This window comes from Collinsella sp. AM10-26, assembly GCF_003472525.1.
Classification (GTDB): domain Bacteria; phylum Actinomycetota; class Coriobacteriia; order Coriobacteriales; family Coriobacteriaceae; genus Collinsella.
Genome location: NZ_QRMC01000004.1, coordinates 145,106 through 162,184, shown reverse-complemented (window position 1 = coordinate 162,184; position 17,079 = coordinate 145,106). Strand labels below are relative to the sequence as shown.

Sequence of the window (17,079 nt, the reverse complement as noted above, 5' to 3'; positions counted from 1 at the left end):
GGCAGTTGCCTACTCGATCGAGAAGATCACGGGATAGAGCGGCTGCTCGCCACGATGGGCGTCAATCTCCAGATCGGGCTGAGCCTCCTCAATGGCGTCGACGATCTCCTGGAAGGCTTCATCGGACAGCTCCTCGCCGGCCAGAATCGTCAGCGCGTCACCCTCCTCTTCCTCCTGCATGCGGTTGATGCAATCGAGCGTGACCTGCTTCACATCGGAGCCGACCACGTCAATGGAACCGGCAATGATACCCATGACGTCACCGGAGTGAATCGGCGAGCCGTCGGAGGCGCTGGAGTCGCGCACAGCGCGGGTGACCTCGCCATCGCGGACTTCGCTGATGGCGTCGACCATAGCGGCGACGGCTTCCTCGAGCTCGGAATCGGGCAGGACCGCGAACAGCGCGGAGAAGGCCTGCGGAACGGTCTTGGTGGGAACGACGGCAACCTTCTTGTCGGTGCAGGCAGAAGCGGCAGCCTCAGCGGCCATGCGGATGTTACCGTTATTGGGCAGGATGATGACCGAGGTCGCGTTGACCTGGTCGACGGCGCCCAGCAGGTCTGCAGTCGAGGGGTTCATGGTCTGACCACCCGACACGATCACGTCGACGCCGAGGGACTTGAGGATATCGGCCTCGCCGGAACCGGCGGCAACAGCGACAAAGCCCAGCGCCTTGGCGGGCTCGGCGGCCTTCTCCTGGTCCTCATGGATCTTGGCGGTACGGTCGTGGGCCTCCATCTCCATGTTGTGGATAAAGACCTCATAGATCTGACCAAGCTGCAGCATGTGCTCGAGCACCAGGTTGGGGGTGTTGGAGTGCACGTGAATCTTGTAATCGGGGTAAGCACCCACGAGCAGCTCGCAGTCGCCCATGGAGCCCAGGAACTTAAGGCATTCGTCCTCATCAAACGGGGCATCGGCCTTAAAGAGGAACTCGTTGCAGTAACGAAACTCCGAGCCCTCCCAGTCGTCGTTGGCCTCGATCTCAACGCGGTCGAGGGCCGCGTCGCGGGCAGAGCCAGCGGAGTCAAACATGGCGGAGAAATCCTCGACAACGGTGCTGCGACCAAGCGCGGCGGCAACAAAGTTCTCAAGGAAAATGGCAAATCCAAAGGCGCCGGAGTCGACCACGCCGTTCTCCTTCAGAACAGGCAGCAGGTCGGGCGTACGGGCGACGGACTGATAGGCCTCGACGACGATGGCGTCGAGCGCTTCCTCGGCCGAGAACTTCTTCTTCTCGCACTCGTCTGCCTTGGTCGAGACGTCGCGCAACACCGTGAGGATCGTACCCTCGATGGGCTTACGCACTGCCTGGAAGGCAACCTTGACGGCTCGGCGGAAGGCATAGGCGATGTTGGCGGACGCGATGGGCTCATCGGCAGAGACAAGGCCCTCGGCCACACCACGCAGAATCTGCGAGGTGATGACGCCGGAGTTGCCACGGGCACCCATCAGGGAGCCGTGAGTGATGGCGCCGGCGATGGCCTCCATGTCGGCGTCAGCAGGAAGGGCGGAAAGCTCCTTGGTCACCGAGGCGAGTGTGAGCGACATGTTGGTACCGGTGTCGCCGTCGGGTACGGGGAAGACGTTGAGCTTGTTGATCTCCTCGGCCTTGTCGGAAACAGCAGCCGCAGCGATCGGAAAACAGGTGCGAATGGTCTTTGCAATCATGGGTATTTGAATCTCCGTTTTCGGATGCTAGTTCAGACGGCTCTTGAGCGCGTCGATGTGAATGCCGATCTTAAGGCTGGCGGGATCGATCTGGGCGACCTCCTGCAGAGTGAAGGCAACGGAGCTCGAAAGATTGTGGCAGACGGACTTCATGTTGACGCCGTTCTCGAGCACGACGTGAAGGTCGACCGTGAGGCCGTTCTCGTCGGCGGAGACAAGCACGCCCTTGCGGAGGCGCTGACCGGCAAGCAGGCGCACGCTCTCGGCGCCCTGGAGCTGCTCGGCCATACCGACAACGCCATAGCACGTCATCGCGGCATAACCGGCAATATCGGCAATGACGTCGTTCGAGACGCTCAGGCTGCCGTTAATGGTCTCAGACACAAGAATCTCCTTATCTGGTGCTCGCGGCACCATCTCGTGGGAGCAATCATTGCAATATTCTACAACGAGCGCGCCATGTTGAGGTGGTGGGTCGCGGGATTACATCCTCGACACGAAATGTTGATATGGTAACGTTCGCGCCAGGCGATCGCGGTATGAAAAAACCCGCCGCATAAGCGACGGGTTTTACAACCTGGCTCCCCGGGTAGGACTCGAACCTACAACAGCGCGGTTAACAGCCGCGTGCTCTACCATTGAGCTACCGAGGAATTTAAAAGCCCAGCGGAATGGGCTGAAAAATTCTGGCTCCCCGGGTAGGACTCGAACCTACAACAGCGCGGTTAACAGCCGCGTGCTCTACCATTGAGCTACCGAGGAATAGGAGCGTGCTCTCAAGCAACGAAGTTTATTATACGGACGAATCAGCTCAGGGCAAGAACTTTTTTAAGAAATTTTCCGACCCAACCGTTGCGGCAAGGAGTGTCCCAAAGTGCCGGCAAAAAAGGAACGTCCCTAACTGCCGAAACGGAAACGCCGTGACTACTAAGACTCAATGTAGTCCTTGAGCTTGCTCGAGCGGCTCGGGTGGCGGAGCTTGGCCAGGGTCTTGGACTCGATCTGGCGGATACGCTCGCGCGTGACACCAAACTCGCGGCCGACTTCCTCGAGCGTGCGGGGATGTCCGTCGACAAGGCCAAAGCGCAGCTCGATAACCTTGCGCTCACGATCGGCAAGCGAATCGAGCACCTGGGTGAGCTGCTCCTGCAGCATGGAGAAGCTGGCCGCATCGGGCGGAACGATGGCCTGGGAGTCCTCGATGAAGTCGCCCAGCTGGGAATCCTCTTCCTCGCCGATGGGAGTCTCGAGCGACACGGGCTCCTGCGAAATCTTCTGGATCTCGCGGACGCGGTCGGCACTCATGTCCATCTCGGCACCGATCTCCTCGGGGGTCGGGTCGCGACCCAGGTCCTGGAGAAGTTGGCGCTGCACGCGGACGAGCTTGTTGATGGTCTCGACCATGTGCACGGGAATACGGATGGTACGGGCTTGGTCGGCGATAGCGCGCGTGATGGCCTGACGGATCCACCACGTGGCGTACGTGGAGAACTTAAAACCCTTCTGGTAGTCGAACTTCTCGACGGCGCGGATCAGACCGAGGTTGCCCTCCTGGATCAGGTCCAGGAACAGCATACCGCGACCGACATAGCGCTTGGCGATGGAGACGACCAAACGCAGGTTTGCGCTGATGAGTGCCTGCTTAGCTTCGAGGCCCACGTTCTCAATGCGCGTAAGACGACGCATCTCGGCACGCGTGAGCTCGAGCTCGCCTGCCTCGGCAGCCTCGAGCTTCTCGGTGGCCTCGAGACCGGCCTCGATCTTCATGGCCAGATCGACCTCTTCGGAGGCGGTCAGCAGGTCGACCTTGCCGATCTCCTTGAGGTACATACGAACCGGATCGCCGGTCAGCATCACCGTGGAGGCATCGATGCCACGCACGCGGGAGCGTGAGCGGGACGTGCGCACGGTGCGCTTCTTCTTGCTCTTGGAAGAACCCATCTCGGCGTCGGCCTGACGGGCCATCTTGAGCTCATGATCGTCGAGCGAGCCGGAATCGTGCTCGTCGTCGTCATCGAAATCGTCGGTATCGGTATCGTTATCGTCATCGTCGACGTCCATGGGGGCGTCGTCGTTACCGCTCGCGGAGATAATCTGGATGCCGCTGTTGCGCAGCGCGGAATACACCGCGGTGAGCTGCTCGTCAGAAACATCGATATCCTTCAGGGCGACCTGAATCTCGTCCTCGGTTACCGAAGTCCTGTTTGAGCCGTTGCCCATGAGCTTTGCAACGCAGGATTCCAGCCCAGTACCCGTGCTCTCAGTCTTTTTTGGCACAGATTCTCCCTTCATAGTCCACAGGACTCAATACTTTAGCACACACATAGACGTCTATACCCAAAAAGAGAACTGGATATAGGCGAGAATACGCTGGTTGACCACAACATCTAGGCCTGTTCGGTGCCCGCGGTCTCCAAACCGATCAAACGGAACGGGTCCGCCACGCCGCCGATAGACTTTTGCAGCTCGCGTTGACGCTGCGAATCCTGCGCGGCCTGCACGGTCAGCGCGCGGCGGGCCTCATCATCGAGCGATCGATCCTGGCGCAGCTTGGCCTGTGCGGCACGCATGCGGCGCTTGATGGTGTAGAGCTCGAGCGTATCGAGCATGAACACGATGTTCGTCTCGGTAGGGTGTTTGCTCGTGGCGGAGATGCGCCCGGCACTCACAAGCGTTGCCGCCTCGGGACACACCGAGCGCGCCGCATCCATGCAGGTCGCAGGATCGGTACCCGGCGGCGTTGCCAGCACGGCCCACGCGATGGACTCGTGGCGCGGGTCGACCCACTCGATGGAGCAGATGCGGTCAGCATACGTGCGGAACAGGTCGGGGTAGCTCGTGAGCATGGTCAGCAGCTCGCGCTCCCCTGCCAAGGACTTGCGCTCTAGATCGGTCAAAACCATAGGGAACGAGGCGTCTACCGGAGCACCGGCGGGCGCAGAGCCCATACCATCAGGCACGTCGATCGGCGGCAGGTCGTCGACGACCTCCACAGGAGCGGCACCGTAAGCATCGAGCGGGACATAGTCGTACGGCTCTTCCTCGACCGGCGCCGCTACTGCCGGCGTCGCGCCCGACGCCCAAGCACCACGAGATGTCCCTTGCAAACCAGACGACCGACCGCCCGCGCTACCAGATCGCTCGGCTTGCGCCCGCTGGCGTTCATAATTCTGCTCACGACGTCGTTCCGCATCTTCGCGCTTGGCGACATCGCGAAACACGCGACCCGAACTCGCGCGCACCGTCTCCAAATCCAAACCCAGCAGATCGGCAATCTGGATAAAGTACGTGTCGATCATATAGCTATCGCGCAGCGGATAGATAAGCGTCAGCGCATCTTCCAGCGCCTTGGCGCGACCGCCCGGCGTGGTGATGTCGCTCGCTTCCTGCAGCGAACGGTACACGAAGTCCATGAGCGGCTCGGCGGCGTCGATGCGCGCCTGCAGCTCCTTTCCGCCGTGCGCCGTGATGAACTCCATGGGATCGTTGCCGTCGGGCAGCACCACGCAGCGCAGGTCCATCGAATCCTGCTCGATAAACTGTATCGCGCGACGGGCGGCCTTCTGGCCCGCGGCATCGCCGTCAAACATATACACGATGCGCTTGGCAAAGCGGGTGAGCGTCTTGACGTGATGCTCCGTGAGCGCAGTGCCCAGCGTGGCGACGACGTTTTTAATCCCCGCCTCCCAACAGGCGATGCAGTCGGTATAGCCCTCTACCACGATAGCGGTATCCTGCGCGACGATAAACTCCTTGGCCCAATTAAAGCCGTAGAGGTTTAGCTTTTTATGAAACACGCTCGTCTCGGCGGTGTTGAGGTACTTAGGTTGGCCGTCTCCCATGATGCGACCGCCAAAGGCGATGTTATGCCCCTGCTCATCAAAAATGGGAAACATCACGCGGTCGTAGAAGCGGTCGGCAAGCTGCCCGCGCCCGCGACTCACAGCCACGTTGGCGTCGATCATCTCCTGCGGAGTAAAGCCCGCCTGCGACAGATGAGCCACCAGCATGTTACGACCCGGTGCAAAGCCCAGGCAGTAGCGGCGGCAGACGTCACCACCCATGCCGCGGCTGGCGAAGTACTCACGTGGACGGCCGTCCTTACCGCGCATAAGCATGGTGTGGTAGAACTGGGCGGTCTCGGCGCACAGATCGTAGATTCGGGCACGCTTAGTACCGCGCTCGCGGCGGTCTCCGGTGTCGTGCAGCTCAATACCCGCGCGATCGGCTAAATAACGGATTGACTCGGGAAAGCTCAGGTTCTCGCGCTTCATGATATAGGTGAAGACGTCGCCGCCCTCGCCACATCCAAAGCAGTGCCACACCTGCGTGGCAGGGATAATGTGAAACGACGGGGTCTTTTCGCCATGGAAGGGGCAGCAGCCCCAAAACTCATGGCCGCGGGGCTTGAGCTCAACCGTTTCCTGCACGATGGCTACCAGATCGGACGCAGCGCGGACCTGGTCTTTCTCCTCATCGCTAATCACGGATACTCACCCCCTGCTCACCCAAGTTATGACGGATATCATCGATATTACCCTCGACGGTCGCGATCAACTCGTCCAGGGAATCGAACACGCGTGACGGACGCAGCCAGCGCGTAAACGCCAGCGAAACGGAAGCGCCGTACAGGTCGCCCGTATACCCAATTAAGTTGGCTTCGAGATGCGCAGATGCCGCATCGTCGGCATACGTTGGCGGCAGGCCGACGTTGACAGCAGCGGGCCACACGGTGTCATCGACCAGCACCAGACCCTCATACACGCCATCGGCAGGCACCTGAATGCCGCTGGGAACCTGCAGGTTTGCCGTGGGAAAGCCCATGCCAGAACCCTCGTGACGACCGCGAATAACACCGCCACGCACCATATACGGGCGGCCGAGTAACCCAGCAGCAAGCCCCACATGGCCCTGTCCCAGCTCGTGACGAATGCGGGTGGCGCAAATGGCCTCACCGCCCTCGCAAAGCAGGTCGTGACCATACACGTCAACGCCGCGCTCGGAACCCCAAACGCGCATCTCGGCAACACCAGAAGCACCGCCGCGACCCAGCCTAAAGTCGCTGCCAACGCGAATCGAACGAATGTCGACCACGCGTGACAACAGTGCGAGAAAACCGACATGGTCGAGTGCCGCAACCTCAGGCGTAAAGGGAACGGCCACCACTGCATCGACCCCGATTTGAGCCAGGGCATGCAGACGGTCGGCCGTCGTCATCAATTTTTGAGCGGGTGAAGGGCTCACGACAACGTCCGGGTCGGGATCGAAGGTAACTACGACCGCCTTGCAGCCATGGGCACGGGCATCACGGACGAGCGCCGCAATAAGCTCCTGGTGTCCACGGTGCACACCATCGAACACGCCGATGGCGATGGAGGCAGCACCCAAGTGCTCGCACTCATCAAACACATCGGCAGTAACGATGCGAGCCTCGTCCGACTCGCCCGCGAAAAAGATACGCGCGAGCTCGCGAGCGGAAAACATCATCGAACACCGCCGATTGCCTGCGGAAACACGTGATCCATGACAAAGCGGCCACTCTCAATGCGGGCGAGCGCCTTGAGCCCGCCATCGAGCACCAGCGCGAACGGCGCCTTCGAGGAATCGAAATCGGCAAGCGCACGCTCAACGGGAATGCGTCGGCCGCAGAGCAGGTCGTCGGCAAGATTGCCCGGCAAGTCAACACGCGTGGCGCCCAGGGCCGCAATGGGATCCAGGGCAAAGCCAGCCGCGGACTCGGGAGAAAGCTCCTCGACCGCATGACAAGCGCCAATGGAAACAACACCGGAGGCCGTGCGGCGCAACGCGGAAATGTGCGCGGCGCTCTCACAGGCGCGGCCCAAGTCGCGAGCTAGCGCACGGATATAGGTGCCCTTGCTCACCGAGAACGCCACGGTCCACACACATGTATCACCTTCACCGCCCACGGCGATCAGGTCGGCGGCATAGACCTCGACAGGGCGCGGAGGTAGGTCCACCGCATTGCCCTCTCGAGCAGACTTGTAGGCGCGAACGCCATTTACCGAGATAGCCGAAAAAGCCGGCGGCACCTGCATCTGCGGGCCCAACATGGCGACCAAGCGCTCGCGGGCATAAGCCGGATCGCGCAGCTCGGGTGCAACGGGCACCGTGCGGACCGCCTCGCCCTCCGCATCATCGGTATTGGTCTCGGCACCAAACGAGATGTCGGCGACGTAGCTTTTGGTATCGAGCGTGAGCATGCCCAGCAGACGGGTGGCTTGGCCTACACCCACCACCATGACACCCGAAGCCATGGGGTCGAGCGTGCCGGCATGGCCGACGCGCCGCTCATGGAGGGCGCGCCGGCATTGCGAGACCACATCGTGGGACGTGCAGCCCACCGGCTTATCGACGGCGAGCAGCATATTCAATTGAGAAGGCGTACGACGAGCCATGTACCATCCAAAAAGTTAAAGCTCGACGGTCACCGAAGCGGGATCCTCCCCTACCAGCTCGGCGAGCATGGGAAGTGCCACGGTGAGCGTCTCGAGAATCGTTCCGTTGTTGGAGAAACCGGCGGCAGCGGGATGTCCGCCTCCGCCAAAAGAAGCAGCGATCTCGGACACGTTGAGGTCGCCCTTGGAGCGCAGGTTGCCGCGCACCTTGGTATCGCCCTCAATGCCCTTCAGGAACAGGCAGACCTCGACGCCCATCACCGAGCGCACCACGTCAACCAGGCCGTCGCACTCATCCGAGGTGACACCGCAAGCCTCAAGGTCGCTCTGGTACGCGTAGCTATACGCGACGCGCCCGTGGGCCACCGTCTTGATGCGGCCCATAACGATGGACTTGAGGTGCAAAAACTCAACGCGCATGCTCTGATATACCTCGAGTGCCACACGCGCCGGATCGGCACCGTGGGCAACCAGACGCGAGGCCGCATGGAACGCAGCGGCATCGGCGTTTTGGTACTGAAAACGGCCGGTATCGGTAACCAAGCCGCACAGCAGGCAGGTCGCAACGCCATCACGTGCGACAATGCCACAATTGTCCAAGAAGCGGTCGATGATCATAGCGCAGGCTGCGGCTTCGACGCGCCTCAGGCTCAGCTCGGCAAACTCCTCGCGCGCCGGATGGTGATCGAAGCACACCACATGCTTGGAGCGACGAAGCACCTCGGCGGAATTATTGAGACGCTCGACGACCGGTACGTCCACCGAGATGAACAGGTCCGGATTGCCGGTGTACGCAGATGCCGGAACCAGGCGATCGGAGCCTTCCATAAAGCGGTAGATACGCGGAACCGGGTCATCGTCTGCCAGCAGCAGCGCAATGTCCTTGTTGGGGAAAAACTTCATAAGCGAGAGACCCAGACCCAACACGGAGCCCAAGGCGTCGCCATCGGGGGAAGTATGTCCCGAAATCGCAATGGAGGACGCACCCTCGATGAGCTCGAGGATGCGTCGCTGAATATCTGCAGACTCGCACGAGGCGAGGTCGGCGGAATTAGTCATCTAAAGCTGCCTCCTGGGCGGCATCCGCTATCGGATAGCCGTCCTCGTCCTTTTCGATCGCAAGCGTGGCGGGAACGTTTTCCAGCGCACGCGTGATGCGCTCGGCCTCATCGGTCGAGCGATCGATGCGAAAATCGAGCTCGGGCGTAACACGCCAATCGAGCGAGCGAGCCAACAGGCTGCGAATACGGCCCTTAGCGCTGGCGAGCGCCTCCATGACCTCGTCGTAGCGGCTCGCATCGCACGACACGTACACACGCGCGAACGAACGGTCCACCGCGACCTCGACCGCGGTCAAAGTAACCAGGTCGAGACGCGGATCGGAAACTTCAAAGAGCAGGATATAACCGAGCTTCTCGCGAAGCTGCTCGCCCAGACGGCGGGTTGCCAGCGTTTGCTTCATAGCGCTACCCCCTACTCGGTACGGGCAACCTGGTCGATACGGTAACCCTCGATCTGGTCGCCGGGCTTGATGTCCTGGAAGTTCTCCAGGCCAATGCCGCCCTCGGAACCGCTCTTGAGGCTCTTGGCCTCGTCCTTGTAGTGGCGCATCGAGGCGATCTTGCCGTTGAAGACCACGATACCGTCGCGCACCAGGCGCACGGAATCGGTCGCGGCGATCTCGCCCTCTTCGACGCGGACACCGGCGGCGATACCGACTTTGGGCACCTTGAAGGTGTCCAGGACGGTCGCGGTACCCGTGGCGACCTCGACCTCGGTGGGCTTGAGCATGCCGATACGGGCGGCGTCGAGCTCCTCGAGGCACTTGTAGATGACGTCGTAGCAACGGATCTCGACGCCCTCGCGCTCGGCGGCGGAGCGGGCCTTACCGTCGGGACGGACGCCAAAGCCGATGATGATGGCGTTGGAGGCGTCGGCCAGGACGACGTCGGTCTCGTTGATGGCGCCAACGGCGGAGTGGATCGTGTTGATGCGGACCTCGGACTGATCCATCTTGTCGAGCGAGTCCTGAAGGGCCTCGATGGAACCCTGGACGTCGGCCTTGATGATCAGGTTGAGCTCCTTGACCTCGGCGTCGGCGATGGTCTCGAAGAGGTTCTCGAGCGTGACGTGCTTGACGCGGCTCTGCTCCTCGATACGGGCCTTGAGCGAACGCTCGTCGGCAAGGGCGCGAGCCTCGCGCTCGTCCTCGAACACGCGGAACTCGTCACCGGCGTTGGGCACGGACTGCAAGCCCAGGATCTCGACGGCGTCGGAAGGACCGGCCTCGGTGACGGCGTTGCCCTTGGGATCGAGCATGGCGCGGACGCGACCGTAGGTAAGGCCGGCGACCAGCGTATCGCCCACGTGCAGGGTACCGCGGGTCACGAGCACCGTGGCAACCGAACCGCGGCCCTTGTCGAGCTTAGCCTCGAGGACGTTACCGGAGGCAAAAGTGTCGGGGTTGGCCTTGAGCTCGAGCACGTCGGCCTGGAGCAGCACGGTCTCGAGCAGGTCGTCGATACCGATCTTCTGCTTGGCCGAGATGTTGACGAACATGTTCTGTCCGCCCCACTCCTCGGGGATGATGCCGTACTCGGTGAGCTCTTGGCGCACGCGGTCGGGGTTGGCACCCGGCTTATCGATCTTGTTGACGGCGACGACGATGGGTACGCCGGCGGCCTTGGCGTGGTTGATCGACTCGATGGTCTGGGGCATGACGCCGTCGTCGGCAGCCACGATCAGAATGACGATGTCGGTCACCTTGGCACCACGGGCACGCATGGCCGTAAAGGTGGCGTGGCCCGGGGTATCGATGAAGGTGATCTTGCGGTCGTTAATCATGACCTGCGAAGCGCCGATGGCCTGGGTAATGCCGCCCGCCTCGCCGGCAGCGACACCGGTGTGACGGATAGCGTCGAGCAGCGACGTCTTACCGTGGTCGACGTGGCCCATGACGGTGACGACCGGTGCGCGCGGCTTAAGGTCGGCGGGATCGTCGTAGAACGAGAAGGTGTTCTCCTCCTCGGGGGTGATGATCTTGATCTGACGACCCAGGTCGTCGGCAACGAGCTCGACGAGGTCGTCGGACATGGACTGCGTCATGGTGAGCGGCGTACCCAGCAGGAACAGGCGCTTGATGATATCGTTGGCCGGAACGTCAAGCGCCTCGGCGAGCTCCTGGACCGTAACGCCCTGGGAGACCTTGATGGCATCGAGCTCCTCGGGGTTCACGCCCTGGGCCAATGCCTCCTCTATCTTGCGCTCCTCCTGAGCCTTTGCAGCCTCGCGCTCGCGCTTCTCCTTTCGCTTCTTGCGGCGACCGGTGGACTCGCGAGAGGCCTCCTCGACGGCGGCACGGGCCTCCTCGAGCACCTTCTCGCGGCTGTACTCCTCGGCCTCGCGAGCCATGCGGCTGTAGTGGTCCTCTTCGTTGTTGTGACCGCCCTTGCGCTTCTTGCCCTTGCCCTGCTTGTCGGGGTTGGGGAAGTCCATGCCGGCAGCGACGTTGTTGCTGGCGTTGGTGCGATGGCTGTGCGGGCGGCTCTCGGAGACGTTGCGCTCGGAGTTGTTGTCGGAGGCGTTGCGGTCGTTGCGACGGCCACCGCGGCGGTCGTTGTTACCGCCACGACGGTTACCGCGCTCGGCGGCGCGCTCGGCCTTGGCCTTGTCCTCGGCGTCCTTCTTCTCCTTGAGCACGGTCTCCTGTGCGGCGATCTGATCGAGCAGCGAGCGGAAGCGCGAACCGGAGTCCGAAGCGGGAACGGCGCGGCGCTGGGCCTCGCGGGCAGCCTCCTCCTTCTCGCGGGCAAGGCGCTCCTGCTCGGCCTTCTTCTTGGCCTCGGCCTCGGCGCGGGCAGCCTCCTCGGCAGCCTGGGCTGCGGCAAACTGGCGGCGCTCCTCCTCGCGGGCCTTCTCGGCGGCGATGCGCTCGCGCTCGGCCTCGGCGGCGCGAGCGGCCTCCTCGGCGGCGGCAGCCTCCTCCTCGGCCTGCTTGGCGGCCTCGACTTCCTGGGCGCGGGCCTCGATCACCGAGGCGAGCTGCTTACGGACCATGGCAACGTAGGCGTCCTCCAGAGTGGAGGAAGCGGACTTAGCGGGAATCTTCATATCGGCGAGATGACCCATCAGTTCCTTAGAGGTCATGCCGAACTCTTTGGCCAGGGTGGACACACGGACTTTTGCCATATGACTTCACCTACCCTTTCTGGCACCTTGGGTGCCTAGAGACTGAACGAGCGTGGGAGATGCGCCGGGACCCGCCCGGCGCGACCGCGCGCTAGATCAGGTCCTCCGCATCATCGAAGGCGTCGGTGTCGTGGACACCGCAGAAACGGGAGCCGGGACGAGCCTGGTTGCGGCACTGGATGCCGTCCTCGGACACGTACTCGCAGCGGCGGACGTCCTCGTCCTCCTCGTCACCGATCAGGTCGGCGGCGGGCTCCTCGTGAACGGGAACGTTCTTGAGGATGTCGGCGGCAAGCGTCTCGGACTTGATGTCGATGTGCCAGCCGGTCAGGCGCGCGGCGAGGCGGGCGTTCTGGCCCTCCTTGCCGATGGCGAGGGACAGCTGGTCGTCGGGCACGATGACGCCGGCGTAGGCCTTCTCCTCGTCGATGAGGACGCGGGTGACCTTAGCGGGCGAAAGGGCGTTGGCGACGTAAACGGCAGGATCGGCATCCCACAGGATGACGTCGACGCGCTCGCCACGGAGCTCGCCCACGACAGCGCGAACACGGCTGCCCTTGGGGCCGACGCAGGCGCCCACGGGATCCAGACGATCGTCGAGCGAGTGGACGGCGACCTTGGAGCGCTGGCCGGGCTCGCGGGCGATCGACTTGATCTGGACGGTGCCCTCATAGATCTCGGGCACCTCCTGCTCAAACAGACGACGCATGAGCTCGGGATGGGTACGAGAGATGACAATCGGCGGACGGCTGTGTTCGCCGCGAACAGGCTGCAGGTTGGAGTTGGGGTCGCGAACGTCGATGATCACGGCCTTGATGTGCTGGTTGTGCAGGTAGCGCTCGCCCATCGGACGCTCGTTGCGCTCGTTCTCGTAACGACGCTGGTCAAAGTGCGGCAGCTCGGCCTCGACGCCCTCGCGGATCTTGACGATCGTGAAGTCGGGGGTGGACTGCAGCACGGTACCGCTGATGAGGTCGCCGATGCGGCCGGAGAACTCCTCGTAGATCTGCTCGCGGGCGGAGTTGCGAACGATGGCGTTGATCTCGGCCTTGGCGTGCTGGGCGGCGATGCGGCTCGTGTTCTTGGGAGTGACGTCGATCTCCTCGAACTCGGTGAAGTTGCCCTCCTCGTCCATGGAATCGTCGATCGGCTCCAGGCGGTAGACATAGATCTTGCCGGTGGTGCGGTCGATGGTCACCTTGGCGCCCCACTCAAGATGCAGGATCTCGGCGTAGCTCTTGGCGAGCGACTGCTCCAGGCGGTCGATCAGGTAGAGCTGGTCGATGTGCTTCTCCTGGCAAAGCTCCATCAGGGCGGACATCATGTCGGATGCTGCCATCTTACTTTCCTTCCTTCGCGGGCTTGAAGTCGTAGGTGGGCTTCAACTTGCACTTTTTAACATCAGTGAAATCGAGGGTGACGGACTCGCCGTCCTCGAGCTCGAGGGTCACGTTCGTCTCGGTGGCGGCGGCAATCTTGCCGGCGTACTTGCGACGGCCCTCGGTGGCGGTGGAGGTGAGCTCGCAGTCCTCGCCCATAAAGCGGGCAAAGTCGCACGGGCGGCGCAACGGGCGCGCCATGCCTGGACTCGACACCTCGAGCGTATAGCTCGAAGAGATGGGGTCGAGCTCCTCAATCACATCGCCGACCCACTTGGTGTTGGCCGTGACGTCGTTGAGGGACAGGCTCTGACCCTCGGCACCCTCGATACGCACACGCACGCAGGGGGCCTTGGTGGCACCCACGAGCTCGACGTCGACGATGTCGACATCGTGCTGGGGAGCGACGGCCTCGAGCGCGTCGATGATCGCCTGCTCGGTCTTGGTCTTGACCATTGCGGCACCTCCATCCATACAAAAAAGAAGCGGGGTCGAAACCCCACTTCTTTCAATTACAACTTCATTTGCAAGCAAACTATACCAATACCTGCGGAAACACGCAAGTGCCACAGAAACCCGCAGGTCAGCGTGCCCACAGCATCTCCACAAGAATAAGACAATTGACCGCGGTCTCGAGTGAACGACAATAAGACGAGGGACGACCCAACCGGATCGTCCCTCGTCTTTTACACGTCAGCTGCGCATGCGGCGTTTACTTGACCACCAGGTTGACCAGCTTGCCGGGCACGCAGATGGCCTTGACGACCGTCTTGCCCTCAAGCCACTTGGCAACGGCTTCCTCGGCGGCAGTCTGCATCTCCTCGTTGGAGGCATCGCGGGCCACGTCGATGCGGCCGCGGACCTTGCCGAGCACCTGGACGACGATCTGCACCGTGTCCTCAATGGACTCGGCCAGGTCAAACTCGGGCCAGGCGGCGGTGTAGGCGTTGCCCTCGCAGCCGAGCGCCTCATGCCACAGCTCATCGGCCCAGAACGGGCAGATGGGGGCAAGGACGCTCACGATATCCTTAGCCACGCCGTAGCACAGCGCCTTGTCGCGGGCGGTACCCTCGGTGGCGTTGAGGTAGGCGCTCGCCGCGTTGACGAGCTCCATGACGGCCGAGATGGCAGTGTTGAACTGGCCGCGGTCAAAGTCCTCGGTGCACTTGGCGATGGTGCGGTGACGCTCGCGATAGAGCTTGAGTGCAGCCTCGTCGAGCACGGACTTGTCGAAGGCCACGTTGGCATCGCCAGACTGGACGAGCTGCCAAACGATACGCCAGGCGCGCTTGATAAAGCGGTTGGCACCCTCGACGGCCTTGGGATCCCAGTCGAAGTCCTTCTCGGGCGGGGCGATAAACAGGATCGCCAGACGCATGGTATCGGCGCCGTAGGGCTCGATAACCGAGCTCGGGGGCACCACATTGCCCTTGGACTTGGACATGGTGTCGCCGTTTTCGTCCTTGACCATGCCCTGGCACAGCAGGTTGGTGAAGGGCTCGTCCACGCTCAGCAGACCCAGGTCGCGCAGCGCCTTGGTAAAGAAGCGGCTGTAGAGCAGGTGCAAAATGGCGTGCTCGATGCCGCCGATGTAGTTATCGACGGGCATCCAACGGTCGGCAGCTTCCTTGGAGAAGGGCAGCTCGGTGTTGTGCGGGTCGGTGTAGCGCAGGTAATACCAGCTGGAGCAGGTGAAGGTGTCCATGGTATCGGTCTCGCGCTTGGCCGGGCGACCGCAGACTGGGCAGGTGGTCTCGTAGAAGTCCTTGCACTCGGCGAGGGTCTCGCCGGCGCCCAGGTCCAGGTTCTCAGGCAGCGTCACAGGCAGCTGATCCTCGGGCACGGGCACGATGCCGCAGTGCTCGCAGTGGATGGCCGGGATGGGGTTGCCCCAATAGCGCTGGCGACTGATAAGCCAGTCACGCAGGCGGAACTCGACCTTGCGACGGCCGCAGCCCATGGCCTCAAGGTCGGCCACGATGGCAGCCTCGCCCTCGGAGTGCTTACCGCCGCGCATGCCGGTGTACTTGCCGGACTGGACGAGCGTGCCCTCGGCAGCGTGGGCGCAGTCCCAGTCGACGGTCTCGGCATGGAAGGTGTCGATGGTCTCGCCGCTGGCCTCGACGGCAGCGCGATCGTCATCGTCCAGGATGATCGGCACGATCGGCAGGTCGTACTTGCGGGCAAACTCAAAGTCGCGCTGATCGCCACAGGGAACGGCCATGACGGCGCCGGTGCCATAGTCGGCAACGACATAATCGGCAACCCAAACGGGGACCTTCTCGCCGTTGACGGGGTTCACCACGTAGCGGCCGGTAAAGGCACCGTGCTTCTCGAGGGTGCCCTGGGCACGCTCGACGGCAGAGATATGCTTGGAGTCCTCGACGATCTTGGTGACGGCCTCCTCGTACTCCGTGCCCTCGACGAGCTCGTGCAGACGAGCGTACTCGGGAGCCAGGACAAAGAAAGAGACGCCAAACAGGGTATCGGCACGCGTGGTGAAGACGGTGATCTTGCCCTCGTCGCCCTCGATGGGCTCGCCATCCTGGTCGCACAGGGTAAAGTCGACCTCGGCGCCCTCGGAGCGGCCAATCCAGTTGGCCTGCATCTGCTTGACGCGCTCGGGCCAGCCGGGGAGCTTCTCCAGGTCGTCGAGCAGCTCCTGGGAGTACTCGGTGATCTTGTAGTACCACTGCTCCAGGTCGCGCTTCTCGGGCTCGGTACCGCAGCGCCAGCACTTACCCTCGGTGACCTGCTCGTTGGCCAGAACGGTCTTGCAGGTGGGGCACCAGTTGACCGGGTTCTTTTTGCGGTAGACCAGACCCTTTTCCCACAGCTTCTCAAAGATCCACTGACCCCAGCGGTAGTAGTCGGGGCTGCAGGTCTTGACCATGCGATCCAGATCATAGGAGAAGCCCATGCGCTTCATCGTGGCGAGCGCCTGGTCCATGTTCTTATACGTCCAGGCGGCAGCCTGCGTGTTGTGCTTGATGGCGGCGTTCTCGGCAGGCAGGCCAAAGGCGTCAAAGCCGATGGGGTGCAGCACGTCGTAGCCGCGCATGCGGGCCTGACGGGCCATGGCATCGCCGATGGTATAGTTGCGCGCGTGGCCCATGTGCAGGTCACCCGACGGATACGGGAACATCTCGAGCACATACTTCTTGGGCTTGCTGTCGTCGGTGTCGACAGCAAAGAGGTTGGAGTCCTCCCAGGCCTTCATCCACTTGGACTCAATGGCCTGCGCGTCGTAAGCAGGGATCTCGTCCTTATGATCTGTGCAATCGCACATATCAGCTCCTTTAATCTTAGCTGGGGTCGGGCGGCTTGGCTTTATTCGCTACTGCGGACAGTCCTGCGCAAGACGAAGAGCACATTAAGTGCTCTTCTTTGCGTGCGGAACTTGTAGCGAACAAAGCAAAGCCGCC

Annotated in this window: 12 protein-coding genes and 2 tRNA genes; all 14 read right to left on the bottom strand. The window is 62.3% G+C overall.

The features are described 5' to 3' along the window. Window positions 1–9: 9 nt before the first annotated feature. Window positions 10–1,671, bottom strand: coding sequence for a DAK2 domain-containing protein (locus DW123_RS04905; RefSeq protein WP_118273418.1), 1,662 nt, complete (start codon window positions 1,669–1,671; stop codon window positions 10–12). Window positions 1,672–1,698: 27 nt separating this feature from the next. Continuing rightward, window positions 1,699–2,088 (bottom strand): Asp23/Gls24 family envelope stress response protein, encoded by a 390-nt coding sequence (locus tag DW123_RS04900; RefSeq protein WP_195919456.1) that lies wholly within the window; start codon window positions 2,086–2,088, stop codon window positions 1,699–1,701. 161 nt (window positions 2,089–2,249) lie between these two features. Further along, window positions 2,250–2,324 (bottom strand) — tRNA-Asn (locus tag DW123_RS04895). A gap of 34 nt (window positions 2,325–2,358) precedes the next feature. Then, window positions 2,359–2,433, bottom strand: a tRNA-Asn gene (locus DW123_RS04890). Window positions 2,434–2,598: 165 nt separating this feature from the next. Beyond that, the gene (rpoD, locus tag DW123_RS04885; protein ID WP_117742812.1) at window positions 2,599–3,948 is read right to left on the bottom strand and encodes an RNA polymerase sigma factor RpoD; all 1,350 of its coding nucleotides are present in this window, start codon (window positions 3,946–3,948) and stop codon (window positions 2,599–2,601) included. 110 nt (window positions 3,949–4,058) lie between these two features. After that, on the bottom strand, window positions 4,059–6,158 hold the full coding sequence (dnaG, locus tag DW123_RS04880) for a DNA primase (RefSeq protein WP_118273417.1): 2,100 nt from the start codon (window positions 6,156–6,158) through the stop codon (window positions 4,059–4,061). Further along, window positions 6,151–7,158, bottom strand: coding sequence for a riboflavin biosynthesis protein RibF (ribF, locus tag DW123_RS04875; protein WP_233505046.1), 1,008 nt, complete (start codon window positions 7,156–7,158; stop codon window positions 6,151–6,153). Before ribF ends, dnaG begins: the two co-directional genes overlap by 8 nt. Next, complete coding sequence (truB, locus tag DW123_RS04870) at window positions 7,155–8,087, bottom strand: tRNA pseudouridine(55) synthase TruB (RefSeq protein WP_117762904.1); 933 nt, start codon at window positions 8,085–8,087, stop codon at window positions 7,155–7,157. The genes ribF and truB overlap by 4 nt, the downstream gene beginning before the upstream one ends. Before the next feature lie 15 nt (window positions 8,088–8,102). Next, a complete protein-coding gene (locus tag DW123_RS04865; protein ID WP_118273416.1) occupies window positions 8,103–9,146 on the bottom strand; it encodes a bifunctional oligoribonuclease/PAP phosphatase NrnA in 1,044 nt (347 codons plus the stop codon). Continuing rightward, complete coding sequence (gene rbfA, locus DW123_RS04860) at window positions 9,139–9,549, bottom strand: 30S ribosome-binding factor RbfA (protein WP_118273415.1); 411 nt, start codon at window positions 9,547–9,549, stop codon at window positions 9,139–9,141. Before rbfA ends, DW123_RS04865 begins: the two co-directional genes overlap by 8 nt. An 11-nt stretch (window positions 9,550–9,560) precedes the next feature. Beyond that, window positions 9,561–12,275 carry a translation initiation factor IF-2 gene (gene infB, locus DW123_RS04855; protein ID WP_118273414.1) on the bottom strand — a complete coding sequence of 905 codons (2,715 nt, stop codon included), beginning with the start codon at window positions 12,273–12,275 and terminating at the stop codon, window positions 9,561–9,563. A gap of 91 nt (window positions 12,276–12,366) precedes the next feature. Further along, window positions 12,367–13,614, bottom strand: coding sequence for a transcription termination factor NusA (nusA, locus tag DW123_RS04850; protein ID WP_006234042.1), 1,248 nt, complete (start codon window positions 13,612–13,614; stop codon window positions 12,367–12,369). A gap of 1 nt (window position 13,615) precedes the next feature. Further along, window positions 13,616–14,110: a ribosome maturation factor RimP gene (gene rimP, locus DW123_RS04845; RefSeq protein WP_117742809.1), complete on the bottom strand. Its 495-nt coding sequence runs from the start codon at window positions 14,108–14,110 to the stop codon at window positions 13,616–13,618. Window positions 14,111–14,366: 256 nt separating this feature from the next. Next, window positions 14,367–16,943, bottom strand: a complete 2,577-nt coding sequence (gene leuS / locus DW123_RS04840) for a leucine--tRNA ligase (RefSeq protein ID WP_118273413.1) — start codon at window positions 16,941–16,943, stop codon at window positions 14,367–14,369. Between the last annotated feature and the right edge of the window lie 136 nt (window positions 16,944–17,079).